25 protein-coding genes and 1 pseudogene are annotated in these 26517 nt (G+C 68.5%); 14 read left to right on the forward strand and 12 right to left on the reverse strand.

Features of this window, described 5'->3' with window-relative positions:
- Nucleotides 1-43: 43 nt before the first annotated feature.
- The 3 genes from RU09_RS06945 to RU09_RS06955 all read right to left on the reverse strand — a co-directional run bounded on the left by RU09_RS06945 (nt 44) and on the right by RU09_RS06955 (nt 1820).
- Nucleotides 44-310: a thioredoxin domain-containing protein gene (locus RU09_RS06945; protein WP_042538922.1), complete on the reverse strand. Its 267-nt coding sequence runs from the start codon at nt 308-310 to the stop codon at nt 44-46.
- 62 nt (nt 311-372) lie between these two features.
- Nucleotides 373-771: a DUF1801 domain-containing protein gene (locus tag RU09_RS06950; protein WP_042538924.1), complete on the reverse strand. Its 399-nt coding sequence runs from the start codon at nt 769-771 to the stop codon at nt 373-375.
- Nucleotides 772-809: 38 nt separating this feature from the next.
- Complete coding sequence (locus tag RU09_RS06955; protein WP_042538926.1) at nt 810-1820, reverse strand: FUSC family protein; 1011 nt, start codon at nt 1818-1820, stop codon at nt 810-812.
- A 98-nt stretch (nt 1821-1918) separates the two neighbouring features.
- On the opposite strand from RU09_RS06955, the gene RU09_RS06960 reads away from it, so the two are divergent.
- Both RU09_RS06960 and RU09_RS06965 read left to right on the forward strand, forming a co-directional pair.
- Nucleotides 1919-3262 (forward strand): M20/M25/M40 family metallo-hydrolase, encoded by a 1344-nt coding sequence (locus tag RU09_RS06960; RefSeq protein WP_042538928.1) that lies wholly within the window; start codon nt 1919-1921, stop codon nt 3260-3262.
- A 58-nt stretch (nt 3263-3320) separates the two neighbouring features.
- Complete coding sequence (locus RU09_RS06965; protein ID WP_042538930.1) at nt 3321-4775, forward strand: MFS transporter; 1455 nt, start codon at nt 3321-3323, stop codon at nt 4773-4775.
- Between the two features lie 2 nt (nt 4776-4777).
- Here RU09_RS06965 and RU09_RS06970 read toward each other — a convergent pair whose 3' ends face one another.
- The 5 genes and pseudogenes from RU09_RS06970 to RU09_RS06985 all read right to left on the reverse strand — a co-directional run bounded on the left by RU09_RS06970 (nt 4778) and on the right by RU09_RS06985 (nt 7497).
- A complete protein-coding gene (locus RU09_RS06970; RefSeq protein ID WP_052492891.1) occupies nt 4778-5593 on the reverse strand; it encodes an acyl-CoA thioester hydrolase/BAAT C-terminal domain-containing protein in 816 nt (271 codons plus the stop codon).
- A gap of 17 nt (nt 5594-5610) precedes the next feature.
- The gene (locus tag RU09_RS06975; protein WP_042539412.1) at nt 5611-5901 is read right to left on the reverse strand and encodes a hypothetical protein; all 291 of its coding nucleotides are present in this window, start codon (nt 5899-5901) and stop codon (nt 5611-5613) included.
- Between the two features lie 189 nt (nt 5902-6090).
- A pseudogene (locus tag RU09_RS18260) lies at nt 6091-6282 on the reverse strand (RtcB family protein); the annotation flags it as partial.
- 9 nt (nt 6283-6291) lie between these two features.
- The gene (locus RU09_RS06980) at nt 6292-6696 is read right to left on the reverse strand and encodes a VOC family protein (protein ID WP_042538932.1); all 405 of its coding nucleotides are present in this window, start codon (nt 6694-6696) and stop codon (nt 6292-6294) included.
- 33 nt (nt 6697-6729) lie between these two features.
- Nucleotides 6730-7497: a siderophore-interacting protein gene (locus RU09_RS06985; protein ID WP_042538934.1), complete on the reverse strand. Its 768-nt coding sequence runs from the start codon at nt 7495-7497 to the stop codon at nt 6730-6732.
- Between the two features lie 102 nt (nt 7498-7599).
- Here RU09_RS06985 and RU09_RS06990 point away from each other — a divergent pair, with 102 nt between their 5' ends.
- The 4 genes from RU09_RS06990 to RU09_RS07005 are packed head-to-tail and all read left to right on the forward strand — an operon-like array spanning nt 7600 to nt 11404.
- On the forward strand, nt 7600-8592 hold the full coding sequence (locus tag RU09_RS06990) for a siderophore ABC transporter substrate-binding protein (RefSeq protein ID WP_042538936.1): 993 nt from the start codon (nt 7600-7602) through the stop codon (nt 8590-8592).
- 52 nt (nt 8593-8644) lie between these two features.
- Nucleotides 8645-9634, forward strand: coding sequence for an iron chelate uptake ABC transporter family permease subunit (locus RU09_RS06995; protein WP_042538938.1), 990 nt, complete (start codon nt 8645-8647; stop codon nt 9632-9634).
- Entirely contained in the window at nt 9627-10652 is a 1026-nt protein-coding gene (locus RU09_RS07000) for an iron chelate uptake ABC transporter family permease subunit (protein WP_042538940.1), read from the forward strand. The genes RU09_RS06995 and RU09_RS07000 overlap by 8 nt, the downstream gene beginning before the upstream one ends.
- Entirely contained in the window at nt 10649-11404 is a 756-nt protein-coding gene (locus RU09_RS07005) for an iron ABC transporter ATP-binding protein (RefSeq protein ID WP_042538942.1), read from the forward strand. Before RU09_RS07000 ends, RU09_RS07005 begins: the two co-directional genes overlap by 4 nt.
- A gap of 3 nt (nt 11405-11407) precedes the next feature.
- Here the strand turns inward: RU09_RS07005 and RU09_RS07010 are convergent, their stop codons facing one another.
- From RU09_RS07010 to RU09_RS07020, 3 genes are read right to left on the reverse strand one after another with little or no spacing between them, the layout of a single operon-like run.
- Entirely contained in the window at nt 11408-11605 is a 198-nt protein-coding gene (locus RU09_RS07010; protein WP_042538943.1) for a hypothetical protein, read from the reverse strand.
- Nucleotides 11606-11642: 37 nt separating this feature from the next.
- Entirely contained in the window at nt 11643-12602 is a 960-nt protein-coding gene (locus RU09_RS07015) for a DNA-3-methyladenine glycosylase family protein (RefSeq protein ID WP_042538944.1), read from the reverse strand.
- Nucleotides 12603-12637: 35 nt separating this feature from the next.
- The gene (locus tag RU09_RS07020; protein WP_042538945.1) at nt 12638-13342 is read right to left on the reverse strand and encodes a winged helix-turn-helix domain-containing protein; all 705 of its coding nucleotides are present in this window, start codon (nt 13340-13342) and stop codon (nt 12638-12640) included.
- A 329-nt stretch (nt 13343-13671) separates the two neighbouring features.
- Between RU09_RS07020 and RU09_RS07025 the strand changes: the two genes are divergently transcribed.
- From RU09_RS07025 to RU09_RS07045, 5 genes are all read left to right on the forward strand, one after another.
- Entirely contained in the window at nt 13672-13980 is a 309-nt protein-coding gene (locus RU09_RS07025; RefSeq protein ID WP_042538946.1) for a GNAT family N-acetyltransferase, read from the forward strand.
- A gap of 52 nt (nt 13981-14032) precedes the next feature.
- Nucleotides 14033-14500, forward strand: a complete 468-nt coding sequence (locus tag RU09_RS07030) for a DIP1984 family protein (RefSeq protein ID WP_042538948.1) — start codon at nt 14033-14035, stop codon at nt 14498-14500.
- A gap of 329 nt (nt 14501-14829) precedes the next feature.
- On the forward strand, nt 14830-16275 hold the full coding sequence (locus RU09_RS07035; protein ID WP_042539414.1) for an MFS transporter: 1446 nt from the start codon (nt 14830-14832) through the stop codon (nt 16273-16275).
- Nucleotides 16276-16384: 109 nt separating this feature from the next.
- Nucleotides 16385-17539: an exonuclease SbcCD subunit D gene (locus tag RU09_RS07040; RefSeq protein WP_042538950.1), complete on the forward strand. Its 1155-nt coding sequence runs from the start codon at nt 16385-16387 to the stop codon at nt 17537-17539.
- Between the two features lie 72 nt (nt 17540-17611).
- Nucleotides 17612-20608, forward strand: a complete 2997-nt coding sequence (locus RU09_RS07045; RefSeq protein ID WP_042538952.1) for an AAA family ATPase — start codon at nt 17612-17614, stop codon at nt 20606-20608.
- Between the two features lie 49 nt (nt 20609-20657).
- Here the strand turns inward: RU09_RS07045 and RU09_RS07050 are convergent, their stop codons facing one another.
- Nucleotides 20658-21215, reverse strand: coding sequence for a phosphorylase family protein (locus RU09_RS07050; protein WP_042539416.1), 558 nt, complete (start codon nt 21213-21215; stop codon nt 20658-20660).
- A 112-nt stretch (nt 21216-21327) separates the two neighbouring features.
- Between RU09_RS07050 and nadE the strand changes: the two genes are divergently transcribed.
- From nadE to RU09_RS07065, 3 genes are all read left to right on the forward strand, one after another.
- Complete coding sequence (nadE, locus tag RU09_RS07055) at nt 21328-22146, forward strand: ammonia-dependent NAD(+) synthetase (protein ID WP_042538954.1); 819 nt, start codon at nt 21328-21330, stop codon at nt 22144-22146.
- Nucleotides 22147-22217: 71 nt separating this feature from the next.
- Entirely contained in the window at nt 22218-25688 is a 3471-nt protein-coding gene (locus RU09_RS07060) for a TM0106 family RecB-like putative nuclease (RefSeq protein WP_082041059.1), read from the forward strand.
- Nucleotides 25689-25722: 34 nt separating this feature from the next.
- Nucleotides 25723-26490: a hypothetical protein gene (locus tag RU09_RS07065; protein ID WP_042538956.1), complete on the forward strand. Its 768-nt coding sequence runs from the start codon at nt 25723-25725 to the stop codon at nt 26488-26490.
- Nucleotides 26491-26517: the final 27 nt, after the last annotated feature.

Genomic DNA, 26517 nt, shown 5'->3' on the forward strand with positions numbered 1-26517 from the left:
TTCTGCGCCGGGGGTCGGACATCCGCAAGAGCGGGGTCGTCGCTCAGTCGGGGAGCGCCTTCACCGCCGCGGTCAGCACCTGAGGCACGGTCGGCACGCCTTCTGCCCGGAAGACCTCCGCACCCGCGGCATCGCGGATGATGACCGTGGGGGTGAACCGGATGTCGAGCGCCTCCGCCGCATCCGGCTCGGATGCGACGTCGATCTCGGTGACGGTCGCATCGGGAAGGTAGCGCACCGCATCAGCGACGACCGCACGGGTTCGAGAGCAGGCGCCGCAGAACGCGGATGTGACCAGCGTGAGTTCCATCGCTCTCCTCTCGGCTCTCGATATGCAACCCGGCGCCGGCTCGTCGTGTTCCCGGATCGAGGTCAGAACTCGGTGCGCTTGACGAGACCCCGATTCGTGCGGATGTGCTCGTAGTCCCACTGCACGACCCGTGACTCCGACAGCCAGACGGCGAGACGGTCGGTGTCGATCTCCGAGACGTCGACGAACCTCGCCTCGGCCGCCTCGAACGATCCGGACGCGACGAGTCCGGGCTCGGCGAACGACTGGCCACTCCAGAACATCAGTCGCACGGCATCCTTCAAGCGGTCGTACCCCACGATCGGATTGCCGTCGAGGAACCAGACGGGGTGCGCGTGCCACACCTTGGCGGACGCCTCGGGAAGCCCCCGGTCGATCTCGTCGGCGAGGCGCTCGCAGATCTCGCGATCTTCGGGGCGGAGTCTCCGGTGGTAGTCGTCGATCTCTGGCGCGCGGGTCATGGTGCGAGTATGGCCCGTGCGGCGGCCGCCGTCGAGGATCAGGTGCGAGGCGTCGTGGACCGAGGATGCAGCAGACCGGAGAGCGCACCGAGCGCAGCACCGACGAGGGTGTCGACGATACGTTCCCACGCGACGTCCATCGAACCGATCTCGCCGGTCGCCGCACCCGTCAGCAGCAGCACGAGCGGCGTGATGAAGACGAGCGCGAGGGCGTAGTGGCGCACCACGACGAGCTCGATCGTGAACTGCAGGGCGCCGAGAAGCAGCGCCAGCCAGAGACCCGACGGATGCAGCAGGGCGAGAAGAGCGTAGACCCCTGCGCCGACGACGGTCCCGAGCATGCGGTGCAGTCCGCGCTGCACGGCGGCGCGGCGGGCGGCTGCCACGCCGATCACGGCGACGGCCGATCCGACGATCCAGTACGTGCGCGTCGGGTCGATCACCAGCCCGAGCAGCACGCCGATGATCGCGACGATCGCGACCCGGATCAGCAGCATGCGTGAATCGGCCGTGAACGCGGGCCCCGGCAGCAGCTCACGCAGCGGCCTGGCCGAGACCGAATGCGCACGGGGGAGCAGAAGCGGCGCCATCGCGACCAGATAGGAGAAGACGCATCCCGCCGCGAGCGCGGCGATGTAGACCATCGGTGCGATCGGTGAACTGACGATCACATGAGCCGAGAGGCCGAAGACCAGCACGAAGAAGAGGGGCCCCGGTGGACCGAGCCGGAAACCGAACGCCAGAGCCGCGCTGACGACCGCGACGACCACGACGCCGATGCTCACGAGCCAGGCGTTCGCGGAGGCAGCGACTCCGAGTGCGGCGCTGGCGATCAGGCCCGCGGCGACGAAAGGCAGGATCCTGGCCCGTTCGACCACAGGAGCGGTGCCGGCGAAGAGGACCGTGAATGCGCCCGACGCCGCGATGTAGCCGAGCGAGGGCTGACCGATCATGGTCATGACGGCGATCGGCACCGCGATGCCCAGCGCGGCCTGGGTGGCGAGGTGCCAGCGCGGACCGCGCTTGGGTGCCAGGGCGAACAGGCTCATCCTTCTATTGTCTCGCGGTGCCGAGGACCCGCGGGACGCGGCTGAGCCCTTCCGGTGCCTCCGGAGTGCCGATGGGAGGCAATGAGCCCGGCGCTACGATGGCCGACGTGACAGAACCTCGCCCCGGAATCGCCGAACGCCTCTCGCAGATGATCCGGCTGCCGACCGTGTCGGCGGAGCTGGAGGAACGCGGATCCGAGCCGTTCGAGGCGTTCGTCGCGTTGATCGCCGACCTCTACCCGCTCGTTCACGAGCACCTCGCGCTCGAGCGGCATACCGATTTCGGGCTGCTCTTCCGCTGGTCGGGCAGAGAGGCTGAGGCCGACGGGCCGGTCGTGCTGATGGCGCATTACGACGTCGTCCCGGTGGATGAGAGCGATGCATGGACGCATCCTCCGTTCGAGGGCGTGATCGCCGACGGGGTGGTCTACGGGCGCGGGGCTCTCGACGACAAGGGTCCGCTGATCGTCGTGCTCGAGGCGGTCGAGAATCTGCTCGCCGTCGGGTTCGTCCCCGCGCGAGACGTCTACCTCTCATTCGGAGGCAATGAAGAGACCTTCGGTCGAGCGGCCAAGGAGATCGCGCGGGTGCTGCGCGAGCGCGGCATCATCCCGTGGCTCGTGGTCGACGAAGGCGGCGCGGTCGTCGACGCCCCACTGCCTTTCGTACCGGGCCGAGCGGCGATGATCGGCGTCGGGGAGAAGGGCGTGATGACCCTGACCCTCTCGGCGCGCGGCGAGGGCGGCCACGCGTCGGCTCCACCCTCTCTCACCGCCGTCCGGAGGGTGGCGAGAGCCGTCGATCGGCTCGGGCCGCGGACGTTCCGACCACGGCCCTCGAAGGCGATCGGGCGGATGCTGTCGCAGCTCGGCGCTCAGACGCCCGGTCCGGCGCGACATCTGCTGCGTCTGCTCGGATCCGCGCCGCTGCTGACAGGTCAGCTGTTCGCCGCGCTCGGCGGTGAGCCCGCCGCTCTCGTGCGCACGACCGTGGCCCCGACGATGCAGTCGGGTGGCACGGCGGCGAACGTCCTCCCCTCGCAGGCGTCGGCGACCGTGAATCTGCGCATCGCTCTGGGTGAGACGACGCAGCAGACCGTGCTGCGGGTGCGTCGGCGCATCCGGGATCCGCTGGTCACGGTCCGCGTCGAGGAGGCGAGCGAACCATCGCCCGAATCTGCGACCGACAACGCCCAGTTCGCGGTGCTCGCCGACGCGCTCGCGGTCTCGCACCCCGGGGTCCCCGCCGTGCCGTACGTGATGATGGCGGCGACGGACTCCCGTCACTTCCACCGTTTCGCGCCGGCCGTCTACCGCTTCGCACCGCTCGACATGTCGAACGCGCAGCGGGCGTCGATCCATGGCGTCGATGAGAACGTCGAGATCGCTGCGCTCGAGCGGGGGGAGCGGTTCCATCGGGCTCTCCTCGAGCGGCTAGGGTGATCTCACCCCTTCGAGGGCGTCTCGGCGCCCGAGTCAGCCCTTTCACCGAGGAGCCGCGATGACGCGCACCCGCACTCTGGGAACCCTCGCCACCGTCGTCGGCTTCCTCGCCTTCGTCGAGTTCACCAGCGGCGTGCTGCAGGGCTATTACACGCCCATGCTCACCGACATCGCGCGGCATCTGGGAATCCACGACGCCGACGTGAACTGGCTCGAGGGCACGCAGCTCATGCTCTCGGCTCTCGTCGTGCCGGCGTTCGCGAAGCTCGGCGACATGGTCGGGCACAAGCGGATGCTGTTGATCTCGACGGCGCTGACCGCCGTCGCGGCACTCGTGCTGCCGTTCACGGACTCGTTCCCCGTGTTCCTGATCGGCTGGACGCTGATGGGCTTCTACGTCGTCTGGCTGCCGCTCGAGATCGCGCTCATCTGGTCGCGCTCACGCCGGATGGAGGGACGCTCCTCGATCACGGCGAAAGCGGCAGGGCTGCTGGTGGCGGCGCTCGAAGGCGGCGCGATCATCGGTGCTCTCGTCGGCGGTGCGCTGATCGATGTCCTCCCGCTGACGGTCGTGCTCCTCATTCCCGCGGTGCTGATCGTCGTCTGCTTCTTCGTGATCCTGTTCGGGGTGAAGGAGTCGCCTGATCCGACCGGCGGCGTGTTCGACACGGTCGGCGTCGTGCTGATCTCGCTCGCCCTGATCTGCTTCACCGGCGGGCTGAGCCTGCTCCGTTTCGAGGGCGGACTCGTCAACCCCTGGTCATGGGCGGTGGTCGTGCTCGGCCTCCTGCTCGTCATCCCGTTCGTGCTCTGGGAGCTGCGCTGCGATGACCCTCTCATCGACGTGCGCATGTTCCGCTCACCGGCCCTCGGGCCTGTGTTCCTCACCGCAGGCCTGTTCGGAGTGAGCGTGCTCGGGGCCCAGGCACCGCTGTCGACGTTCGCGCGCACCGATCCGGGTGTCTACGGCTATGGACTCGGAACGACGGGTTTCGCGACGTCGCTCATCATCGGGCTGTATCTGATCGCGATGATCGCAGGCGCACTGCTGTTCCCGCTCGTCGCTCGACTGGTGAGCCCGCGGATCACTCTCATGGGCGCGTCTCTGCTCGTCGGCATCGGGTTCCTGTTGTTCCTGCCTTTCCATGACTCCTATGTGCAGGTGGTGACCAACATGGTCATCGTCGGACTCGGCTCCGGCGCTCTCGTGGCGGCTCTCCCCGCGGCGGCTGCGTCGGCGGCGCCCGCGACGCAGACCGGTGTCGCGACGGGGCTCACCAACTCGGTCAAGACGGTCGGCGGAGCGATCGCCTCGTGCATCTTCGGGATCGCACTGCTCAACGGCGTGAGCGGAGCGGTCGAGGGCACCGCAGGGTCATTCGCCGGCTACGTCACGGTCTGGGTGGTCTGCGGCGTGACGGCGCTCGTCGCCGCCGCGATCCTCGTCTTCGTTCCCAAAGAGGCTTTCACCGACCGGACGGATGCCGAGGCTGTCGCCACCCCGATCGCCTGACGTCAGCTGGGATCGAGGCCGAGGACCCGCGAGATCGGAGGCCAGGCCTGCGCGCCGAGCGCTGCATCGGCGCGCGGTGTGCCGCCCCGAGCCATGTGCATGCCGCCGGCCGCGGCGGCCTCGCCGGGCAGGAGCAGACGATGCCCTGCATCCGGATGCTGGACGATCGTCGTGCTTCTGCCATGGGCATGTCGGCGCTGTGAGATCGCCGTCGTGAACGCGGTGCTCGGCCAGACGCGGTCGTCACCTCCGGCGATCAGCAGCAGATCGCCGGAGATCCGCTCGACAGGAATCGTCGCCGCCGCAGTGAGTGTCGGGTCGAGGGTCAGGCTCGTCGAGTACAGCGAGAGGTACTCCGGCGGATCGCTCATCGGCGTCCACGCCGGGTCGAACACGACCGCCGGCAGCGGAGAACCGCCCAGAGTCCAGTGCGAGGACCAGCGGCCCTCCGCCAGCCCGGACCAGACGACGGACGACGGAGAGACGGCGATGGTCGCGTCGATCTCGACGGTGGAGGCGGTGACGAGGGCCGCCTCGGCGCCGAACGACGTTCCGAAGATCGCCACGCGATCGTGATCTCGTCGCAGCAGCTCGATCTGATCGATGAACATCTCGATCGGCACCTCATGGGGCGCCGGTCGCTGGCCGATGCCGCCGAACCAGCGGATCGCTCGCATCCGAGTGCCCCGATGGCCGAGCAGATCGGCGCGAGCGGACTCGAGGCGCCCACTCGAACCCGCGAGCAGCAGCACGGCTGTGCCGCAGGGTCGCTCGGGGAATGCGTCGTAGACGTCATCCGAGACGATGGACGAAGGCATGAGGTGGTGGGCCGATGTCAGTCGCGGTCGAGCCCGAACGAGCGCTTGACCACGGCCTGCATGTCGCGGTCGAGTCCGTCGATGCGCGTGTTCACGGTGTCGAAGCGGGCGTTCATCTCGCCGCGGAGTCCGCCGATCTGGGCGTTCATCTCGCCGCGGAGACCCCCGATCTGGCCGTTCATCTCGTTGCGGAGGCCACCGATCTCGGTGCGGACGACCCGGATGAACAGTGTGGAGACGACGGTCAGCATGCCGAACATGAGCGCGGTGAAACACCCGATCATGGTCCAGATCTGAGCGTCGGTCATGAGGTGCACCATGTCATCCTCGCATCGTTCCACGCCGAGCAGCGGAATCGAGGTCGCTGTATACCGTCATCCCGAGCAGTGGGAGGAACTGCGAGTCGCAGGGTGGTCGTGCAGGAGGGGTGGGCGGGGATTTCTCATCACTCGCCCACCCCCGTGCTCAGTCGCCCTTGACGTTGACGAGCTGACGCAGTGCTGGGCCCACCGCAGCTCGCGGATGTACCGGGTGAACTCGGGAGTGCCTTCGACGAGGTACGCGAGGTCGGGGTCGGGCAGCTCGATCCACCACTGCTTTGCCAGCCGCTGCGCGACGGCGATGTGGTGACCGGCGATCCGGTTGCCGACGCCTCGAGAACCCGAGTGCAGGAAGAGCCACACGCGGTCGAGCGGCAGTCAAGCGGAATCGCGCGGGGGGTTGTGCATGAACTCGACGCGGATGCCGTCGGCATCCTCGACGAAGGAGGCGTAGTAGCGGTCGGTGTACCGCGGGTACTCCTTCGGGTCTCGGACGGCCGTCCATCCGGCATCGAGCGCCACTGCATGCAGGCGATCCACCTCATCGCGCGAGGGCATGGCGAACGCGATGTGCTGCCAGCCGACCCGGCCGTGGCGGTGAGGGCCGGAGTCCTCATCCCATGCGTACAGGATGATCTCTGTCTCGTCGCCGTTGTTCCATGAGATGGAATGGTCGTCTTCGCCGCCGCTCACGTAGCCGAGCGCCATGAGCACGGGGTGGAACTGGGCTCTGCCCCGTTCGAGGTCGTCGACGGTGATGCCCAGATGATCCAGAAGTGCCATGCGTCCAGTCTTCCAGTCGAGGCACGCGCGGCACTAGTGCGGCGCGTGGTACTCGACTTCGCCGCGCTTCCAGTAGCCCTTGACCACGGCGTTCGCGGAGTCGATGCCCCAGCGGTCCAGCAACGCGCGTCCCGGTTTGACGATCGACTGTTCGGCCGCGATGAACACGAACGGGTCGTCGCCGATCGCATCTTCCACCGCCAGGTCGTCGAGGAACGCGATGAGCGCGGAGCCAGAGGGAGCATCGCCGCGATGCAGCCATTCGATGTCGACAGGGGCTTCGATGTCGATCTCACGCCCGGCCGAGACCGTCTCGACCACGATTCGAGCGGCGACGCCGGCGGGGATGAGCGCCGCGAAGCGTCGGATGGCGGGGATGGCCGTCTCGTCTCCGACGAGCAGCCAGGAGCCGGGGGTGCCGTTCAGCACCGCCGACCCGCGGGGCCCGCCGACGCCGATCGATGACCCGAGAGCAGCAGTCGCCGCCCAGGGGGCTGCGACACCCGAGTCGCCGTGCACGGCGAACTCGACGTCCAACCAGTCCGCGCCCCAGGCCAGAGGTGTGTACTCACGACTCGGTGCAGCCCGCATCTCCTCGACCGATCCCACCGGGCCGGAGGGGAAGAACAGTCGCATGTGGTCGTCGGAGCCCGGGGAGTCGAAGCCCTCGAGGTCGCCGCCCGTGAGGCGCACACGCACGAAGTCGGGTGCCAGCCATTCCCGGGCGCTCAGCGTGACGGTGCGGAAGCGCAGATCGAGGCCTCGGCGCTCGATGGAGAAGCCGGATTTCGTATCGCTCATAAAGTAAGGCTAACCTATCTTGGAGGCGGAGTTAGGGGAGCCTAACTCCGCCTGTCCCGCGCCGCCCGCGCGCACTCACCACCGCAGAACAGGAGTCTCTCCATGTCCATGCCCAGAATCCTCAGCGCCACGAGCGTCGGTCTCGTCGGCCTTCTCGCCCTCGCGGGCTGCGCCTCCGGAGCCGAAGCCGAGCCGGCCGAGACCGCCCCGGCCGCCGACTCGGTCACGATCGAGGACAACACCGGATCGCACGAGATCGCCACGCCTCCCGCATCCGTGGTCGCACTGGACAACCGCACGTTCCAGACGCTCTCCGACTGGGGAGTCGAGCTCTCGGCCGGTGCGGTCGCGCTCATGCCCGACACGGTGTCGTACCTCGACGACGACTCGATCGTCGACATCGGCCTGCACAGCGAGCCCGACCTCGAGGCGATCGTCGCCGTCGAACCCGACCTCATCATCAGCGGACAGCGCTTCACGCAGCACAACGAGGCCATCGCCGAACTCGTGCCTGAGGCGACGATCATCGATCTCGAGCCTCGCGAGGGCGAGCCCTTCGACGACGAGCTCAAGCGACAGGTGACCGTGCTCGGCGAGATCTTCGGCAAGCAGGACGAGGCGCAGTCACTGGTCGACGATTTCGACGCGGCGGCGGAGCGGGCGAAGGCCGCCTACGACGACGCCGACACCGTCATGGCCGTGAACACCTCGGGCGGCGAGATCGGGTATCTGGCACCGACCGTGGGCCGCTCGCTCGGACCGATCTACGACATCCTCGGCCTGACCCCGGCGCTCGAGGTCGCCGATGCCTCGGACGACCATCAGGGCGACGACATCTCGGTCGAGGCGATCGCCGCCTCGAACCCCGACTGGCTTCTCGTGCTCGACCGCGACGCCGTGTTCGCCGCAGAGACCCCCGACTACGTGCAGGCATCCGAGATCCTCGAGAGCTCCGAGGCGCTCGCCGGCGTCACGGCAGTCGCTGACGAGCAGATCGTCTACATGCCCACCGACACCTACCTCAACGAGGGCATCCAGACGTACACGACGTTCCTGAACGACCTCGCCGACGCCCTCGAGGCCGCCCAGAAGTAGTCCGCTCGGCGGCATCCGCTCGAGGGCGGATGCCGCCGGCCGGCGACTCACGATGTCTCGCACCGCGTTCTCCACCGAGCCGCCCCGGTCTGCCGGGCGGCTCTTCGACGTCAAGCTCCTCGTCGGCATCCTCGTCGTCCTCGCACTTCTCGTCGTGTCCCTGTTCACAGGCGTCTACGACATCGCGGGAGCCGCCGACGGTGCCGAGATGTTCCAGATCACCCGGGTCCCGCGCACGGTAGCCCTCGTCCTCGCGGGCGCCGCCATGGCGATGGCGGGGCTGGTGATGCAGCTCCTCACTCAGAACCGCTTCGTCGAGCCGACCACCACCGGCACCACCGAATGGGCGGGCCTCGGTCTGCTGACGGTCATGGTGCTCGTGCCGAACCCCTCGATCCCGCTGAGGATGGCAGGCGCCATCATCGCGGCCTTCATCGGCACCATGGTGTTCTTCGCCTTCCTGCGCCGCGTCTCGCTGAAGTCGTCTCTAATCGTCCCGATCGTCGGCATCATGCTGGGTGCCGTCGTCGGATCGGTGTCGACCTACTTCGCACTCGTGACCGACTCGCTGCAGGCCATCGGCGTCTGGTTCGCGGGCAGCTTCACATCGGTGCTCCGAGGGCAGTACGAGATGCTCTGGATCGTGGCGATCGTCGGAGTCGTCGTGTTCGTCGTCGCCGACCGTCTCACGATCGCCGGGCTGGGGGAGGAGATCGCGACGAACGTCGGGGTCGACTACAACCGGGTGATCCTGCTCGGAACAGTGCTCATCGCCGTCACCACGGGCGTGGTCACGGTCATCGTCGGCAACCTTCCCTTCCTCGGGCTGATCGTGCCGAACATCGTCTCGATGGTCCGCGGCGACGATCTGCGCAGCAACCTGCCGTGGGTCTGCCTGCTCGGCATCGCGATCGTCACCGTCTGCGACATCATCGGACGGACGATCATCATGCCGTTCGAGGTGCCGGTGTCGCTGATCCTCGGCATCGTCGGCGCGATCGTCTTCATCCTGCTCCTGCTGAGGCAGCGTCGTCGTGGCTGAGGCGATCGCGGCCGGCACCCGCACCTCCGGATCCTTCACGACTCCGCGCGCACGACGGCGATATGTCATCGTGCTCGGCATCCTCGTCGCCCTCTCCGTGGCCTTCGCCTTCGCTCTGCTCGCGTGGGAGAACCCGATGCCGATCGGATCACCCGGATTCTGGCGCATCGCGAAGCTGCGCGTGACGAACGTGACCGTGATGGCCGTGGTCGCGGTGGCGCAGGCGATCGCCACCGTGAGCTTCCAGACGGTCACCAACAACCGCATCATCACGCCGTCGATCATGGGATTCGAATCGCTGTATCGCGTCGTGCAGACCACCACGGTGTATCTGTTCGGCGTCGCCGGTCTCGTGGCGATCCAGGGCGTCTGGCAGTTCGGCCTGCAGGTCGTCATCATGGTGGGGCTTGCGATGGCGCTCTACGGATGGCTGCTGTCCGGGCGCTACGGCAACCTGCAGATCATGCTGCTCATCGGGATCATCATCGGCGGCGGTCTCGGAGCGATCTCGACCTTCATGCAGCGGCTGCTCACGCCCAGTGAGTTCGATGTGCTCGCGGCGCGATTGTTCGGCAACGTCTCGAACGCCGACGCGTCGTACCTGCCGCTCGCCATTCCGCTGTGCATCGCGGCCTCGGCGCTGCTCTGGATGAGGTCCCGGAGGCTGAACCTGCTCGCGCTCGGACCCGACGTGTCGCGTTCGCTCGGCCTCGACCACAAGCGCGAGCTCTTCATGGTGCTCTTCCTGGTCGCCGTGCTGATGGCGACATCGACCGCGCTGGTCGGTCCGATGACGTTCCTCGGATTCCTCGTCGCGACCCTCGCGTACCAGTTCGCCGACACGTACGATCATCGACTCATCTTCCCGGTGGCCGTGCTCACGGCCTTCACGATCCTCGCCGGGGCCTATTTCGTCATGAAGAACGTCTTCTACGCGCAGGGGATGGTCTCTATCCTCATCGAGCTCGTCGGCGGAACCGTCTTCCTCATCGTCATCCTCAGAAAGGGCAGGCTGTGATCACACTCGAGGGCGTCCGCCGCGACTACAGCGACCAGGTCGCGATCGGCCCCGTTGATCTCCGGATCCCCGCCGGGGGCATCACGGCGCTGATCGGTCCCAACGGAGCGGGCAAGTCGACGCTGCTGACGATGATCGGTCGGCTCGGCGGCATGGACGCCGGGGCGATCGAGATCGCCGGATACGACGTCGCGACCACGAAGTCGAAGGACCTCGCCAAGATCGTCTCGGTGCTCCGCCAGGAGAACCACTTCGTCACGCGGCTCACCGTGCGCCAGCTCGTCGGTTTCGGGCGCTTCCCGCACTCGCAGGGCCGCTTGACCCGCGCTGACGAGGAGATCATCAGCAGGGCGATCGACTTCCTCGACCTCGGCGACCTGGAAGGGCGCTACCTCGACGAGCTCTCCGGAGGCCAGCGGCAGCGAGCCTACGTCGCGATGGTGCTGGCGCAGGACACCGAGTTCGTGCTGCTCGACGAGCCGCTCAACAACCTCGACATGAAGCATGCCGTGCAGATGATGAAGCACCTGCGTCGTGCGGCCGAAGAGCTCGGGCGCACGATCGTCATCGTCCTGCACGACATCAACTTCGCAGGTCATTACGCCGACCATATCTGTGCCATGAAAGACGGTGAGGTGGTGGAGTTCGGCCCTCCCTCCGCGATCATGACCGGTGAGGTGCTCACCCGCGTGTTCGACACGTCCGTGCAGGTGGTCGAGGGGCCCTCCGGTCCTCTCGCCGTCTACTACTGACGCTCAGAGCTCGACGCCGTGGTCCTCGTCGTTGACGCCGGCATTGCGGCCCCGGCGGGATTCGTAGCCGATGAACCAGCCCAGCCAGACGATCGCGGCAAGCAGGATGCCGAGCCAGACGTTCTGGAAGATCAGGCCGATCACGACACCGACGATGAGAAGACCTGCGGTGACGGAGAAGCGGAGTGCGTTGCGCGACATGGGCTCAGCCTAAAGGCGATCCGCCCGCCTCGGGAGGTCAGCGAGTGCGGTGATCTTCGGGAGAGAGCCGTGGCCCTCGTCGGGGCTCGCTCACCCTGCTCGCGAAGATGAGACGGATCACGCGCTGCCGGTGCCCCGCCCAGGGGGCGAGCAGGTCGAGCATCCCTTCGTCATCGGTGCGGTGGCCGGTGAGGGCGTATCCCACCTGATGTGCGAGGTGGTAGTCGCCGACGCTCACCGCATCCGGATCGCCCAGCGCCCGGATGCGCGTCTCGGCCGAGGTCCACACACCCACGCCGGGGAAGCTCGTCAGGACGCGGTCACGCTCGTCGCCGCCGGGTGCGGCCAGAAGCGCGCGCGAGATGCTTTCCGCCCGCTCGGCGACGCGCACGACGGTCTTCGACTGCGGCGGCTGCACCGCGACCCGATGCCAGTCCCACGAGGGGATGCGACGCCATTGCTCTGCGGTCGGGGCGGCGTGCATCGGCCGCGGGGTCGGACCGGGTGCGCGCTCGCCGAACTTCGTGACGAGCAGCCTCCAGGCGCGGAACGCCTCGAGACCCGTCACCTTCTGCTCGATGATGGCGCAGGCGAGAGCGTCGAACACGACGCCGGTGCGAGCCAGGCGGATGCCGGGCGCACGGCGGGCCACCTCGGAGATCAGGGGATGGAGCGAGGGATCGAAACCCGACGGGTCGTCTCGGGCGCCGCACAGGTCGGGCACGGTGTCGAGTGCGTGCTCGGCTCCGCGGCCCCACGCGGTGGCCTTGATCTCTCCGCTCTGCGCGCGCAGCGCCAGCGTCGCAGGGCCGAGCGGAGTTCGGAGAGTGCGCCAGATCACCGGACCGTCGCAGACCATGGTGGGGTCCCCGGGGCCTCGCCGCAGCATGCCGACCGTCGCGCGGAGATCGACGGGTGCGGTCGGCCGATACACGGTCTCCCGCGGTGCGCTCTGAGAAGCCGCGTCGGCGGCTCCGGCATCCGCGGTCAGGGTCATGCGCCCCACGATACGTGGCGGGGCTGACACTCGGATCAGAAGCGGTCGGGCGAGGGTGTGCCGTGGCCGTAGCGGATGACGACGTCGGCGTGACGGTCGAAGCGGTAGCCGATGCCGCGCACGGTGCGGACGATGTCCTCGTAGCGGCCGAGCTTCGCGCGCAGACGACGCACGTGCACGTCGATGGTGCGCTCGCCGGGGGTCTCGTCGTCCTGCGCCTGCCACAGTGCGGAGACGAGTTCGCTGCGCTCGATCGTGCGTCCTTCGCGGAGCACGAGGTACTGCAGCAGCTCGAACTCCTTGTAGGTGAAGGCTGCGGATTCTCCGTCGATCAGGACGCGCTTGCGCGAGATGTCGACGACGACGCCGCCCTCCTCGTCGGTGGTCTCCTCCTCTGCGGCGGCCTTGGTGCGGGCGATCGCACCGGGCTCGTGCAGTGCGAGACGCACGACGTCGAGGTCGCGACCACCCGAGCCGTGCGGGGCGAGCGCGACGGTGGCGTGCGTCTCGGCGCCGGGAGCGAGCTCGGCGAGAGTGCGACGCAGCGCGTCGACGAGGAGCGGGAGGCTGACTCCGGCTTCGGCGGCCTTGATCTCGTCGAGGCCGACATAGAGGGCGAAGCCGCGGGGCGAGCGGACAGCGGGAAGATCTGCATCGAGCGGGGCTGCGGCGGGCGCCGGAGCGGCGGTGCGGACGGCGGCGGTGGCGGCGGGACGCTCGAGAAGTGCGGTGTTCGACATGATGATGAAGTCCTCAGGACGTGAGCCGGGAAGAGGCTCTGATGCGTTGCATGAATGACCGGGCGAGCCGGAAGAGCGAGCAAAGGGTGGATGCTCGATGACCCATACCTCGCAGATCGCGAGAAGTCAGGTCAGACGGAGTGGCTGTTCGTTCAGCGACACATTCGGCAACACATGCCAACGCGACCGGGCATCATCATCCCGGCAGTCCTGTTCGCCTCCTGGGCGGACAAAGGGCTTGCGTTGGTAGTCATGGGGGGATTATGTCGGAAGAAGTCCGGGCGTGTCAAAACGGCCGACCGTGCCGGAGGCGGGCGTAACGTGGACAGATGACCACTTCGACCCTCGCCGCAGGCTTCCTCCTCACCGATGAGAAGGACGCATCGCGGTACACGTTGATGAGAGACGGGCAGCTCGTGAGCGTGCTCGACTACCGCGACGACGGACACACGATCGCCCTGACGAGAGCCTTCACGATCCCCACTTTCCGCGGCCACGGCTATGCGGGTGTCCTCGTCGAGGGCGCTGTCGCCGACATCGAGGAACGCGGAGATCGCAAGGTCGATGCGGTGTGCTGGTACGTCTCCGACTGGTTCCAGGCGCACCCCGAGCACTCGGCTCTCCTGCGCTCTCGATGACGCAGCTCGTGTGACGCTGTGTTACACGGTGGCGCCCTGACAGGATGAAGTCATGAAACTCGCAGAGGCACTCACCGCCCGCGCAGACCTGCAGCGCCGCATAGAGCAGCTGCGTGCGCGCATCACCGCGAACGCCAGGTACCAGGAGGGCGAGGAGCCCGCCGAGGATGCCGCCGCGCTTCTCGTTCAGGCGGACGCCGATCTGCTGCTGCTCCGAGACCTCATCAGGCGGATCAACGCGACGAACTCGCGTCTGGATCTGGGTACCGACGGAACCATGACCGATGCCCTCGCCGCCCGCGACGTGCTCCGGCTGCAGCACTCGCTGCTCGCAGACGCCGCCGCGGCGGCATCCGGGGCGAACGACCAGTTCCTGCGTCAGATGCGGTCGGAGCTGCGTCAGATCTCTGCGCTTCCCGTCGCCGAGCTGCGCTCGCGCGCGGATGCGGTCGCGCAGGAGCTGCGCGAACTCGACAATCGGATCCAGCAGGCGAACTGGCTCCACGATCTGGAGGAGTAGAGCGGAAGTCGGTAGTCACGACGAGGCGGGCACACCCCCAGCCGGAGGGGCAATTCCGGCTCATGTCGGGCGGAGGGCAGCCCGGATCCGCATCGCGCAGCCCCGCACGCCGCACATGTGATCGCGCATCGCGCATCTCGCATCACCACGTGTCGATCATCGTGACGAGGGTGGGTCAGGGGACCTTCCGCTCGCGATCCCACAGCCTCATCTCGGGTAATATGGTTTCTCTGCTCAGCCCCGTCGGCTGAGGTGGTCAGGCGCTCATGAAGCGCGCTGGTCCGAGGCTCGAAACCTCCGGCATCGTCCCCGACACCGGAGGTTCTTCCATGTCATCGTCCTTGCGCGCCCGCCCCCAGACCCGGTGGTGGGCGCTCGTCGTCATCTCCCTCACGCAGCTGATCGTCGTCCTCGACGGCACGATCGTGAGCATTGCCCTGCCTCAGGCCCAAGCGTCCCTCGGCTTGACCGACGGCCAGCGTCAGTGGGTCGTCACGGCCTACGCCCTGGCCTTCGGCGCACTGCTCCTGCTCGGTGGTCGCATCGCCGACTACGTCGGGCGCAAGCGTGTCTTCATGATCGGGATGGTGGGCTTCGGCGCTGCATCCCTCTACGGCGGCCTCGCACAGTCGGGCTGGGAGCTCATCCTCGCCCGCGGCCTGCAGGGCGTCTTCGCCGCACTTCTCGCACCGGCGGCTCTCGCGCTGCTCACCGTGACTTTCCCCTCGGGCCGCGAGCGCAACACGGCGTTCGCCGTGTTCGGGACCGTCGCGGGAACCGGCGCAGCGGTCGGCCTGCTGCTGGGCGGATTCCTCACCGAGTTCACCGATTGGCGCTGGTGCCTGCTGGTCAATCTGTTCTTCGTCGCGATCGGCCTCGTCGGCGGAGCGCTCTTCCTCACCGAGAGCAAGGCCGAGGGCGACAACCGGTACGACGTCTGGGGCGCGATCACCGTGACTCTCGGTCTCGGATCGCTCGTCTACGGTTTCAGCCTCGCCGAGAACGGCTGGGGCGATCCGCTGACGATCACGTTCCTCGCTCTGGGGGTCGTGCTGCTCGGCGTGTTCGTGTGGGTCGAGAGTCGTGTGTCGCAGCCGCTCCTCCCGCTGCGGGTGGTGGCCGATCGAGTGCGAGGCGGAGCGTTCCTCATCCAGGGCGTGGCCGGGGCGATCATGATCGGCGCGACGCTCTACCTGACCTTCCACCTCCAGTTCGTGCTCGGCATGGGCGCGCTCCCGGCGGGAGCGGCGACCCTGCCGCTGCCGATCGCGACGATGATCATCGCCCCGATCGCGACGAGACTCCTCACGGTGATCGGGCCGCGGCCGATGCTGATCGTCGGGCCGCTCGTCGCGGCGGCCGGGCTGTTCCTCCTCTCCGGGATCACCCCCGATGGGGCGTACATCGTGCAGATCGCGCCGGCGCTTCTGCTCCTCGGCATCGGCATGGGCTTCGTGTTCATCCCGCTGCAGAACCTGGCACTCACCGGAGTCGCACCGCATGACGCGGGCATCGCATCGGCCGTCGCCAACTCGGCCATGCAGATCGGCGGATCGATCGGGCTGTCCGTGTTCACGGCCGTGTACGCGGCGTCCGTGGGCGGGCATGCGCAGACGGAGGTCTCCCCGACGCAGCTGACCGACGCCTACGGCTGGGTGTTCATCGTCGCATCGATCCTCATGGTCGGCGCTGCCGTGATCGCCGCCGTCATGGTGCGCGGTTCGAAGGACGAGCTGATGCCGTCGCAGCCGGGGTTCGCGGTCGGCGCGCACTGAGACGCTCGCGGCATCCGTTCCGCCCGGAATCCCACGGATTCCGGGCCCAGGAACGGATGCCGCGGCACGCCTGAGGCCGAATGTCGGTGGGGGTTCGTAGCGTGTGAGTATGCGAATCCTGCACACCTCCGACTGGCACATCGGCCGCACCTTCCATGGCAACTCGACCATGGACGCGCTGGCCGAGGTCCTCGGAGCGCTCACGGTGCAGGTTCGTGAGAACGCGGTCGACGTCGTCATCGTCGCCGGTGACGTCTTCGATTCGGCGACGCCGGCCGGCCCCGCGTACACGCTTCTCGGCGACGTGCTCGTCGCGCTGCATGAGACGGGTGCCCGTGTGATCGTCACGAGCGGCAACCACGACTCCGCTGCGCGTCTCGGGTTCCAGGCGCGGCTGCTCCGTGACGGCATCCACGTGCTGACCGATCCGCTCGCGATCGGCACGCCGGTGACGCTGGCAGACGCCGATGGTCCGGTGCATTTCTACGGCATCCCGTACCTCGAGCCCGCCATCGTGCGTCAGCACTGGATCGGCGCCGATCTGCGCACGCAGGCGCAGACGCTGTCTCACGCGATGGGTCTCGTCCGGGTGGGGATGCAGGCCCACCCGGGGCGATCCGTCGCGATCGCGCACTGCTTCTCCGCCGGAGTCGACGCCACGGTCGGTCTCGAGCGCGAGGTGCGGCAGGGGGGTCTCGACGTCGTGCCGCTGTCGGTCTTCGACGGGCCTGACTACGTCGCTCTCGGGCACATCCATGGCCGCCAGAAGATCAGCGAACGGGTGCGCTATTCGGGCGCTCCGCTGCACTACAGCTTCGGCGAACAGAGCAAGCCGCGCGGTTCGTGGCTGGTCGACCTCGATGCCACCGGCCTCGCATCGGTCGAGTGGCTCGATCTTCCCGTCCCTCGTCGTCTGGTCACCCTCACGGGCACCCTCGATGAGATCCTGTCTCCCGAGAACATCGCGGCGCACGCCGACGACTGGGTCTGTGCGGTGTACACCGACGCGCTCGCCCAGACCGAGCCCATGCGTCGACTCCGAGAGCGCTATCCGCACTGCGCGATGGTGCAGCATCAGCCCTCCGACACATCCGCGGCAGTCGAGCGCTCCTATGTCGATCGGCTGAGCGGTGCCGTCAGTGACCCCGAGCGCATCGAGGCCTTCCTCGAGCACGTCCGCGCGGGCCACGGGGCGACCGAGCGCGAGCGCGAGCTGATCCGCGAGGTCCTCGATGACCGCGTCCGCGCCGAAGCCCTCATCTGATCCGGTGACGACTCGATCCAGCCCGGCGATGCGTCACCGCGATCATTCTCCGACAGTGAAGAAGACTCTCTGATGCAGTTGCACCGACTGGAGGTCGAAGGGTTCGGTCCGTTCCGCGAGCGGCAGACCGTCGACTTCGATGCTTTCGCCGACGACGGCATCTTCCTGATCGCCGGTCGCACGGGCGCCGGCAAGTCCAGCATCCTCGATGCCGTCTGCTTCGGTCTCTACGGCGGAGTCCCGCGCTACGAGGGTGGCGAGAAGCGGCTGCGCAGCGATCACTGCGAGCCCGACGACGTGACCGAGGTCGTGGTGGAGTTCAGCACTCCGGCGGGCCGATTCCGCGTCAGGCGTTCACCGGAATACGAGCGCCCCAAGAAGCGCGGCGGCGGCATGACGGTGCAGCCGGCGGCCGTGCAGCTCGACACCTCGGTCGGCGGCGAATGGATCGGTCTCGCCGCGAAAGAGCGCGAGGCGGCCTTCGAGCTCGACGAGATCCTGCAGCTCAGTCGCGAGCAGTTCCTGCAGGTGATCCTGCTCGCGCAGAATCGGTTCTCGGAGTTCCTGCTGGCGGGGAGCAAAGAGAGACAGTCGCTGCTGCGGCGGCTGTTCGGCACCGAGCGTTTCGAAGACGTGCAGGCGCGTTTCGATGAACGACGCAAGGCGGCCGAGCAGAGTCTCGGGGCACGCCTCGCAACGGTGTCTGCCCGCCTCGACGAGGGCGAGAGGCTCGTCGGCAGCGCCGGCCTCGGGCACGACGGCGAGGTGCAGGGAGAAGACGCGGGCGCGGCCGACTCAGAGCCTGTCGCGGTGACGACAGAGGAGCGCCTCGACGGTCTGCGTCGCGCGAAGGCTCGTGCGGATTACCGCGCAGAACGTCGAGCGGCTGAACGGATCGAGGCGGAGAAGCAGTCGGACGCAGCAGACGCGGCCCTCGCGATCGCGCGTGAGGAGCAGCGGGCGCAGCTCGAGCGGGATCGGGCCAGAGCCGCGCTCGCACGTCTCGAGGCTGATGAGCCGCACATCGCCGCCGCGCGCAGTGAACTGCAGAAAGCCAGGGCCGCGGAGCTGCTGCGGGGCCCGATCTCCGCCGCGACGACGGCGACATCGGCGCTCGACGCCGCGATCGAGGCCGAGACACGCGCACGGGCGGCCTGGGAGGCTCACGGCATCGTCGCGGACGATCTCACGGAGTGGGCGGCCGAGCGCACGGCGCAGACCGGTCTGTGGCAGCGTGCGGCAGAGCTGGAACGCTCCGCGTCGGCGCTCGATGCCGAGCTTGCGGCGACGTCCGATGCCGTGGCGGCGGCGACCGCTCGCATCGACGCGGCCGAGGCCGATCGTGTCGCGCTTCCCGCAGAGCTCGAACAGCTCACACTCGCGCGCGACGCGGCGAGGCAGCTCGCTGATCGCGCCGGAGATCTGGCCGCAGCACGGGATGCTGCCGCAGCGCGGCATGCGGCGGCGGTCGAGACAGTCCGTCTCAGAGCCGCTCATGACGACGCCGAACGGCAACTCGCTGACGCCAGCGCCGCGCTCGCTGCAGCTCAGACCGCGCTCGCTCAGCTCAGACAGCGCCGACTCGACGGATTCGCGGGGGAGTTGGCGACCTCGCTGCACGAGGGCGAGGCGTGCCCGGTATGCGGATCGCACGAACATCCGGCTCCCGCCGTGCATGCCGACCCCGTCTCGGCGGAAGACGTCGACGAGGCTGAAGCCGCACGTGATGTCCTCGCGCAGCGCGAGCGAGATGCGGCAGAACGGACATCCTCACTGCGCGCCGACCTCGCCGCGGCGATCAGCCGCGCCGACGGTCGAGAGGTCGACGAGGCTGTCGCAGAACTCGACACCGCGGCAGCGGCGCATGCACAGAGCACAGACGCAGCCGACCAGCTGGTCACACTCGATCAGCAGCGCGAAGCCCTCCTCGCGCGCATCCGCCGTCTCGACAGCGACCGCGACCGTGATTCCACGGCGCTGGCCGCGGCACGCGAAGCGCACTCGCTCGTGGCGCAGCGGGTCGCCGATACGCGAGAGACGATCGCAGAAGCGAAAGGGCACTACGAGTCCGTGGCCGAGAGGCTCACGGCGACGCGTGTCGAAGTCCAGGCTGCTCTCGCGCTCGTCGAGGCGGCGGCAGAGCGGGCACGCAAGGCTGAGGCCGCGACAGCTGCGAAGGCCGAACTGGATGCGGCGCTGGAAGCATCCGAGTTCGATGGCGTCGCGGCGGTCGAGCTGTCGCTCCGCACGGCCGCAGCGCAGGCGGCTCTCGAGAATCGAGTCACCCAGCACGCCGTCCAACGCGAGAAGGAGCGCGCGATCCTCCTCGACCTCGAGCTCCGCACGCTGCCGGAGGAGACGATCGATCTCGGTCCTGCCGAGCAGTCTTCCTTCGCCGCGCGGCAGCGCTGGTCCGTCGCGGTCGACGAGGCGGGGCGGGCGGCAGGGGTGTCAGAGCAGCTCGCCGCGGTCATCGAGGCCGCGACATCAGAGCACGCCCGCATCGCGGACGACGCCGCCGACTACGAGGTTCTGCGAGGACTCGCCGACGCGATCGCCGGTCGCGGGGCGAACGCCCGCAAGATGACGCTCGAGACGTTCGTCCTCGCCGCCGAACTCGAAGAGATCGTCGACGCCGCGAACCGCCGGCTCAGCGACATGTCGACGGGGCGCTATCAGCTCCGCCACTCAGACGCGCTCGCCGCCCGCGGGGCCGCGTCTGGGCTCGGCATCGTCGTGTTCGACGCATTCACGGGCCAGACCCGGCCGGCGCAGTCGCTGTCGGGAGGGGAGACCTTCCTGAGCTCCCTCGCCCTTGCGCTCGGACTCGCCGAGGTGGTCACGGCGCGAGCCGGCGGCATCCGTCTCGACACCCTGTTCATCGACGAGGGCTTCGGCTCGCTCGACGGCGACACCCTCGACGTCGCCATGCGCACGCTCGACGAGCTGCGCCAGGGCGGTCGCACCGTCGGCGTCATCAGCCACGTCGAGGCGATGCAGGAGCAGATCCCTGCGCAGCTGCGGGTGCGTGCGACGTCGAGCGGTCCGAGCGTGATCGAGGCGCGCTGAGACCCGGCGCGCCCCCCGCCGGAGCAGCGGGCTCAGCCGATGCCCGTCCTCAGACGCCGTACTCTCGGCGGATCACTTCACGCAGCTGCACGCTGCACCGTGCGATCGCCTCGCGGAAGTCGACGAGCGCACCATCCTCCGCCCGGTCGGAGATCGCGCGGAACGCGCGGATCGGCACTCCGAACTGCTCGGCGACCCAGATGTACGCATAGGTCTCCATGTCGACCAGACCTGCACCCGAGGGGCGGATGACGGCGGTGATCCCGGCATCGCCGACGAAGCTGTCGCCGGTCGCGATCAGCACGCCCTCGCGGCCGGTGGACACGCGCGCGGGCAGCGACACGTGCTGCCCTGCGACGCCGTCGAGGTCGAACACGTCGTGCTGCAGTGCGCTGCCGATCTCGTGCACGGTCGCATCGAGCTCAGGGTCGATGCCGCCGGCGGTCCCGACGACCACCACCTCGGAGTACTCCTTGGCGTCGAGCGCACGGGTGAGGGCGTACACGGCCTGCATCTTGCCCTCGCCGGTGACGAGCTGGTCGAATCCCTCGAGCTCGTCCGGGAACGCTGCGAGTTCGGATGCCATGGCTGCGACGAGAAGTTTCACTCCGCCATCCTGCCAGGTGGATCGATCGCCGCGAAGCCGAGCGCGTGCGACCGACGTCATCTCGATGTAACACTGGGGGAGGATACTGGCGTCGGGCAGACCGGAGGAACAAATGACCCTGCAGCAGCAGATCTCTGAAGCGCTCGGCGTGAAGGCCGAGATCGACCCCGAGGTCGAGGTGGAGCGCCGAGTGGCGTTCCTGGTCGACTACCTGCGGGTGACCGGAGCGAAGGGCTTCGTGCTCGGGATCTCCGGCGGCCAGGACTCGACACTCGCGGGGCGACTCGCACAGCTCGCGGTCGAACGCGTGCGCGCCGAGGGCGGGGAGGCGAAGTTCCTCGCAGTGCGGCTGCCGTACCGGGTGCAGAAGGACGCCGCTGATGCCGAGGCCGCGCTGGAGTTCATCGCACCGGACTCCTCGGTCGAGGTGAACATCCAGAACGGCGTCGACGGCGTCGAGGAGGACATCGAGTTCGCGGTCACGAGCGACATCAGCGACTTCAACCGCGGCAACATCAAGGCGCGCGTGCGCATGGTGACGCAGTACGCGCTCGCCGGACACGACGGTCTCATCGTCATCGGCACCGACCATGCAGCTGAGGCGGTCACGGGCTTCTACACGAAGTTCGGCGACGGCGCGGCCGACATCCTTCCCCTCTCGGGTCTCAGCAAGCGGCAGGGCCGGTCACTGCTGCTGCTGCTCGGGGCGCCGGATCGTCTCGCCTACAAGGTGCCGACGGCCGACCTCCTGGACGGCCAGCCCGGCCGAGCCGACGAAGACGAGCTGGGCCTCACCTACGAGCAGATCGACGACTTCCTCGAAGGTCGCGAGGTCGACCCGGACGTCGCCGGGCGGATCGAGTCCCGATACCTCGCCACGCAGCACAAGCGTCACCTCCCGGTCACCCCCGACGACACGTGGTGGCGCTGACACGCCTCTCGGCGTGATCCCGTGTCGGATGCCGCGGCTAGTGTCGAAGCATCCGAGGGAACGGGAGAATCGTGCGGATCGACACTCAGGCGCAGCGCGTCATCTGGAGCGCGAGCGACCTCAAGGCGGCCGCCGAATGCGAGTTCGCCTGGTGCCGCGCGATCGATGCGAAGCTGGGCCGCGTCCCGGCCGTGGAGGAGCCTGAAGACGCGACTCTCGCCAGGGCCGCGCTGCTCGGAGACGTCCACGAGCAGAACGTCCTCGCCCGCTACATCGACGATCTCGGGAGCGATCGGGTGCACCGGGTCGAGAAGGTGTCGTCGATCGACGCCGAGGCGCTCGCGGCTGCCGTCGACGAGACGGTGCATGCGCTCGGATCCGATGCGCTGGTCGTCTTCCAGGCGGCGTTCGCGACACCCGAGTTCGTCGGGTTCGCCGATTTCCTCAAGCGCGACGACGACGGGCGATGGCGGGTGCAGGATTCCAAGCTCGCCCGCAAGGCGCGCGTCACCGCCCTCATGCAGCTCGCGGCATATGTCGATCAGCTCGACCGGCTGGGCATTCCGCGGTCCGATGAGGTCGACCTCATCCTCGGCGACGGAACGCTGAGCACCCACGCGGTGGATGACCTCCTTCCGCTGTTCCAGGTGCGTCGAGCGCGCCTGCGCGCCCTCGTCGCGGATCGCCGAGTCGACGACGGCTCCAGCGGCGCCCCGCTGGCGTGGGGCGACGACCGCGGAGACCTCGAGATCGTGGCCTGCGGACGATGCGCGACCTGCGAGGAGCAGGTGATCGCACACCGCGACCTGCTGATGGTCGCGCGCATGCGGCCCGTGCAGCGCGCCCGGCTGCGGGCGGCCGGGATCGAGACCATCGACGCGCTGGCCGACGCCGATACGCCTCCTGACGGCATGAACACCGACACGTTCGAGACGCTGCGGGCGCAGGCGAGGCTGCAGATCCGCGCGGATGCCGAGGGTGCGCCGACATACGACGTGCACTACGCCGCGGCGATCCACACCCTCCCTGTGCCCAGTCACGGCGACATCTTCTTCGACTTCGAGGGCGACCCGCTCTACACCGAGCCGGCGCCTGACGGCGAGGCTCATTGGGGCATCGACTACCTCTTCGGATGGGTCGACAACGCCGACCAGTACACGGCGCTGTGGGCCCACGACTTCGCTGCGGAGCGAGAGGCGTTCGAGCGATTCCTCGACTTCGTGAAGGTGCGCAGAGCAGCGCACCCCGGCATGCACATCTATCACTACGCGCCGTACGAGACCTCGCACCTGGTGGCGATGGCGGCACGCCACGGCGTGCGCGAGGGCGAGATCGACCGCCTGCTGCGCGAGGGCGTGTTCGTCGACCTGTATCCGCTGGTGCTGCGCACCGTGCGCGTGGGGTCGCGGTCGTACTCGATCAAGAAGCTCGAGCCGCTCTACATGGGTGAGGACGTGCGCACCAGCGACGTGCAGAAGGGCGACGACTCGATCGTGCAGTACGTGGCGGCCCGCGAGTTCGCGGCGGCAGGGGAGCAGGACGAGGCCGATGCGGTCTTCGCCGATCTCGCCGACTACAACCGCTACGACTGCGTGTCGACGAGGCGCCTTCGCAACTGGCTGATCGACATCGCCCGGAAGGAGGGGGTGAACCCCGCCCCGCCCGACGAGGCCGACGAGGTGATCTACGAGCCGTCGCCGCGATCGGTGGCACTCCTCGCCGACGCGGAGCGGGCCGCGGCGGCGGGCGGCGACGGTCAGGTGCATCGCCTCGCTGCGGCCGCCATCGACTACTTCCCTCGCGAGGCGAAGAGCTTCTGGGTGTCGCACTTCCAGCGACTGCGCGAGCCCGTCACTATGTGGGACGGCACTCGCGATGTCGTGCGCGTCGACCGCATGTCCTCGACCGTGCAGCGCGACTGGAGCGTCGGCGAGGGGCGCCGGGTGATGTCGCGCGACATCGAGATCCGGGGAGAGGTGTCACCCGGCACCACTCTCGGAGCGGGGTCGCAACCGTTCGCGCTCTATCCCGTGCCGGCTCCGTTCGACACCGAGGCTCCGTCACGCGCGGTGCACGTGCCGCATACGGTCACTGTCACCGAGGTGCTCGACGACGGCTATCTGATCACCGAGACGGCGATCCAGGGACAGACGTGGGACGAACTGCCTCTCGCTCTCACCCCCGCGGCTCCGCCGCGCGTCGTCTCGCTGCAGGGCGCGATCGACGAATGGGCCGACACGGTCCACGCGGCAGCACCCGGGTTCCCGTCCGACGCGGCCACCGACATCCTGCGCAGGATCCCTCCGCGGACGCTCTCGGGCGGCCCCCTGCCTGACCAGGGGGACGAGACGATCGATGCGATCGTGCGAGCGGTCCTCGACCTCGATCGCAGCTATCTCGCGGTGCAGGGTCCTCCTGGCACCGGCAAGACCTACACGGGCTCCCAGGTGATCGCGCGGCTGGTCAAGGAGCACGGCTTCCGGGTCGGCGTCGTCGCGCAGTCCCACGCGATCATCGAGAATCTGCTCGAGCGGGTCGTGGCCGACGGCGTTCCCGCGGCGCAGGTCGGGAAGGCGCCGAAGGATCCGTCATCCGATCCCTCGTACACGGCGATTCCCAAGAACGGCATGGCCGCATTCCTCGGCGAGCATGCCGAGCACGGAGCGGTCGTCGGCGGAACGGCCTGGGACTTCAGCAACACCGCACGCGTGGAGCGCGGGGGCCTCGACCTGCTCGTGGTCGATGAAGCGGGGCAGTTCTCCCTCGCCTCGACGATCGCCGTCGCCGCGGGCGCGCAGCGTCTGCTGCTGCTCGGCGATCCGCAGCAGCTTCCCCAGGTCAGCCAGGGGGCGCACTCCGAGCCCGTCGACACGTCGGCTCTCGGATGGGTCATGGACGGCGACGCGGTGGTCCGACCCGACTACGGTTACTTTCTGGCACGTTCGTGGCGCATGCATCCTCGCCTCGCCGCGCCGGTGTCGAAGCTCGCATACGCCGGGCAGCTCGCGTCGGCTCCCGGCACCGAACGGCGTGCGCTCGACGGCATCGATCCCGGTCTGCACATCGTCCCGCTCCGACACCGCGGCAACGCCACGCAGTCGCCGGAGGAGGCGCGCGAGGTGGTGGCACTCGTGCGAGACCTCGTCGGACGCGCGTTCACCGACAACGATGCCGATGTCACGGTCCGGCCGCTCGCGCAGCGCGACATCATCGTGGTCGCGCCCTACAACGCGCAGCGTCAGGCCGTGCACGACGCACTCGCCGAGGCAGGCTTCCCCGACGTCCCGGTCGGCACGGTCGACAATTTCCAGGGCAAGGAGGCGGTGGTCTCGATCACGTCCCTCGCGGCCTCCAGCGGTCGGGATGCCCCACGGGGTCCCGAGTTCCTGCTGCTGCAGAACCGATTGAACGTGGCGATCTCGAGAGCGCAGGTCGCGGCCTACCTGATCCACTCCCCGGCACTGCTCGACGACCTCCCGCGCACACCGGAGGGGGTCGCGCGGATGAGCGCCTTCGCCCGTCTCGTCGGCGCGGCGAGCTGAGCGACGACCGACCCCACGGCGAGGAACAGCCACCATGCACACGACAGACGACATCCTTCGCGCCTCGGCGGCCTGGGTGTGGTTCCCCCGTGACAGCGAGCGAGAGAAGACGGAGCTGCAGCTGGTGCGGTATCCCGAACGGTTCGGTGGCGGGGTGCGCGGATCGCAGGTCGACTCGGACGCTGATGCCGCGACTGTTCTCGACCACGCGATCGACCGCACCAGATCGTGGGGGGAGCGCGAGCTGCGCTTCTGGACCAACGCGTCCGATCGCCCCGACCTCGAAGCCGAGCTGCGCAGACGCGGAGCCGAGCACATCGACACGGTCGCGGTGTTCGCCTGTCCGATCGACCGCGCGTCGATCGACGTCCCGCCGGAGCCCACCGCAGAGGTCGTTCGCACACTCGAGCAGGTCCGCGAGGTCGACGCCATCAACGTGCCGGTGTGGCAGCAGCAGCCCCTCGACGAAGAAGGGCTTCGGATCGAACTCGAAGAGATCGCGTCGACGCTCGACGCGGGTACGCACTCCCGTGTTCTCGCGCGGCTCGACGGCCGGGCCGTCAGCACCGGCGGGTGCACGATCGTCGACGGATTCGCCCGCTTGTGGGGTGCCGCCACGCTCGAGCACGCGCGGGGCAGAGGCGCTTACCGGGCGGTCCTCGCCGAGCGGCTGCGGGTGAGCGCATCCCTCGGGGCGGAGACGGCACTCGTCAAGGGGCGCACAGCGACGTCCGCACCGATCCTCGAACGGGCAGGTTTCACCCACTACGGAGACGAGCGCGGCTACCGCCTGGGCGTGTGAGTCGCCCCGACGGGGCGTCACAGCCGG

It is taken from the genome of Microbacterium sp. MEJ108Y (assembly GCF_000834175.1).
Lineage (GTDB): Bacteria > Actinomycetota > Actinomycetes > Actinomycetales > Microbacteriaceae > Microbacterium > Microbacterium forte.

Coding starts and splice junctions, on each gene's coding strand:
- RU09_RS06945 (WP_042538922.1), bottom strand. CDS start 310: ATGGAACTCACGCTGGTCACATCCGCGTTCTGCGGCGCCTGCTCTCGA.
- RU09_RS06950 (WP_042538924.1), bottom strand. CDS start 771: ATGACCCGCGCGCCAGAGATCGACGACTACCACCGGAGACTCCGCCCC.
- RU09_RS06955 (WP_042538926.1), bottom strand. CDS start 1,820: ATGAGCCTGTTCGCCCTGGCACCCAAGCGCGGTCCGCGCTGGCACCTC.
- RU09_RS06960 (WP_042538928.1), top strand. CDS start 1,919: ATGGCCGACGTGACAGAACCTCGCCCCGGAATCGCCGAACGCCTCTCG.
- RU09_RS06965 (WP_042538930.1), top strand. CDS start 3,321: ATGACGCGCACCCGCACTCTGGGAACCCTCGCCACCGTCGTCGGCTTC.
- RU09_RS06970 (WP_052492891.1), bottom strand. CDS start 5,593: ATGCCTTCGTCCATCGTCTCGGATGACGTCTACGACGCATTCCCCGAG.
- RU09_RS06975 (WP_042539412.1), bottom strand. CDS start 5,901: ATGACCGACGCTCAGATCTGGACCATGATCGGGTGTTTCACCGCGCTC.
- RU09_RS06980 (WP_042538932.1), bottom strand. CDS start 6,696: ATGGCACTTCTGGATCATCTGGGCATCACCGTCGACGACCTCGAACGG.
- RU09_RS06985 (WP_042538934.1), bottom strand. CDS start 7,497: ATGAGCGATACGAAATCCGGCTTCTCCATCGAGCGCCGAGGCCTCGAT.
- RU09_RS06990 (WP_042538936.1), top strand. CDS start 7,600: ATGTCCATGCCCAGAATCCTCAGCGCCACGAGCGTCGGTCTCGTCGGC.
- RU09_RS06995 (WP_042538938.1), top strand. CDS start 8,645: ATGTCTCGCACCGCGTTCTCCACCGAGCCGCCCCGGTCTGCCGGGCGG.
- RU09_RS07010 (WP_042538943.1), bottom strand. CDS start 11,605: ATGTCGCGCAACGCACTCCGCTTCTCCGTCACCGCAGGTCTTCTCATC.
- RU09_RS07015 (WP_042538944.1), bottom strand. CDS start 12,602: ATGACCCTGACCGCGGATGCCGGAGCCGCCGACGCGGCTTCTCAGAGC.
- RU09_RS07020 (WP_042538945.1), bottom strand. CDS start 13,342: ATGTCGAACACCGCACTTCTCGAGCGTCCCGCCGCCACCGCCGCCGTC.
- RU09_RS07025 (WP_042538946.1), top strand. CDS start 13,672: ATGACCACTTCGACCCTCGCCGCAGGCTTCCTCCTCACCGATGAGAAG.
- RU09_RS07030 (WP_042538948.1), top strand. CDS start 14,033: ATGAAACTCGCAGAGGCACTCACCGCCCGCGCAGACCTGCAGCGCCGC.
- RU09_RS07035 (WP_042539414.1), top strand. CDS start 14,830: ATGTCATCGTCCTTGCGCGCCCGCCCCCAGACCCGGTGGTGGGCGCTC.
- RU09_RS07040 (WP_042538950.1), top strand. CDS start 16,385: ATGCGAATCCTGCACACCTCCGACTGGCACATCGGCCGCACCTTCCAT.
- RU09_RS07045 (WP_042538952.1), top strand. CDS start 17,612: ATGCAGTTGCACCGACTGGAGGTCGAAGGGTTCGGTCCGTTCCGCGAG.
- nadE (WP_042538954.1), top strand. CDS start 21,328: ATGACCCTGCAGCAGCAGATCTCTGAAGCGCTCGGCGTGAAGGCCGAG.
- RU09_RS07065 (WP_042538956.1), top strand. CDS start 25,723: ATGCACACGACAGACGACATCCTTCGCGCCTCGGCGGCCTGGGTGTGG.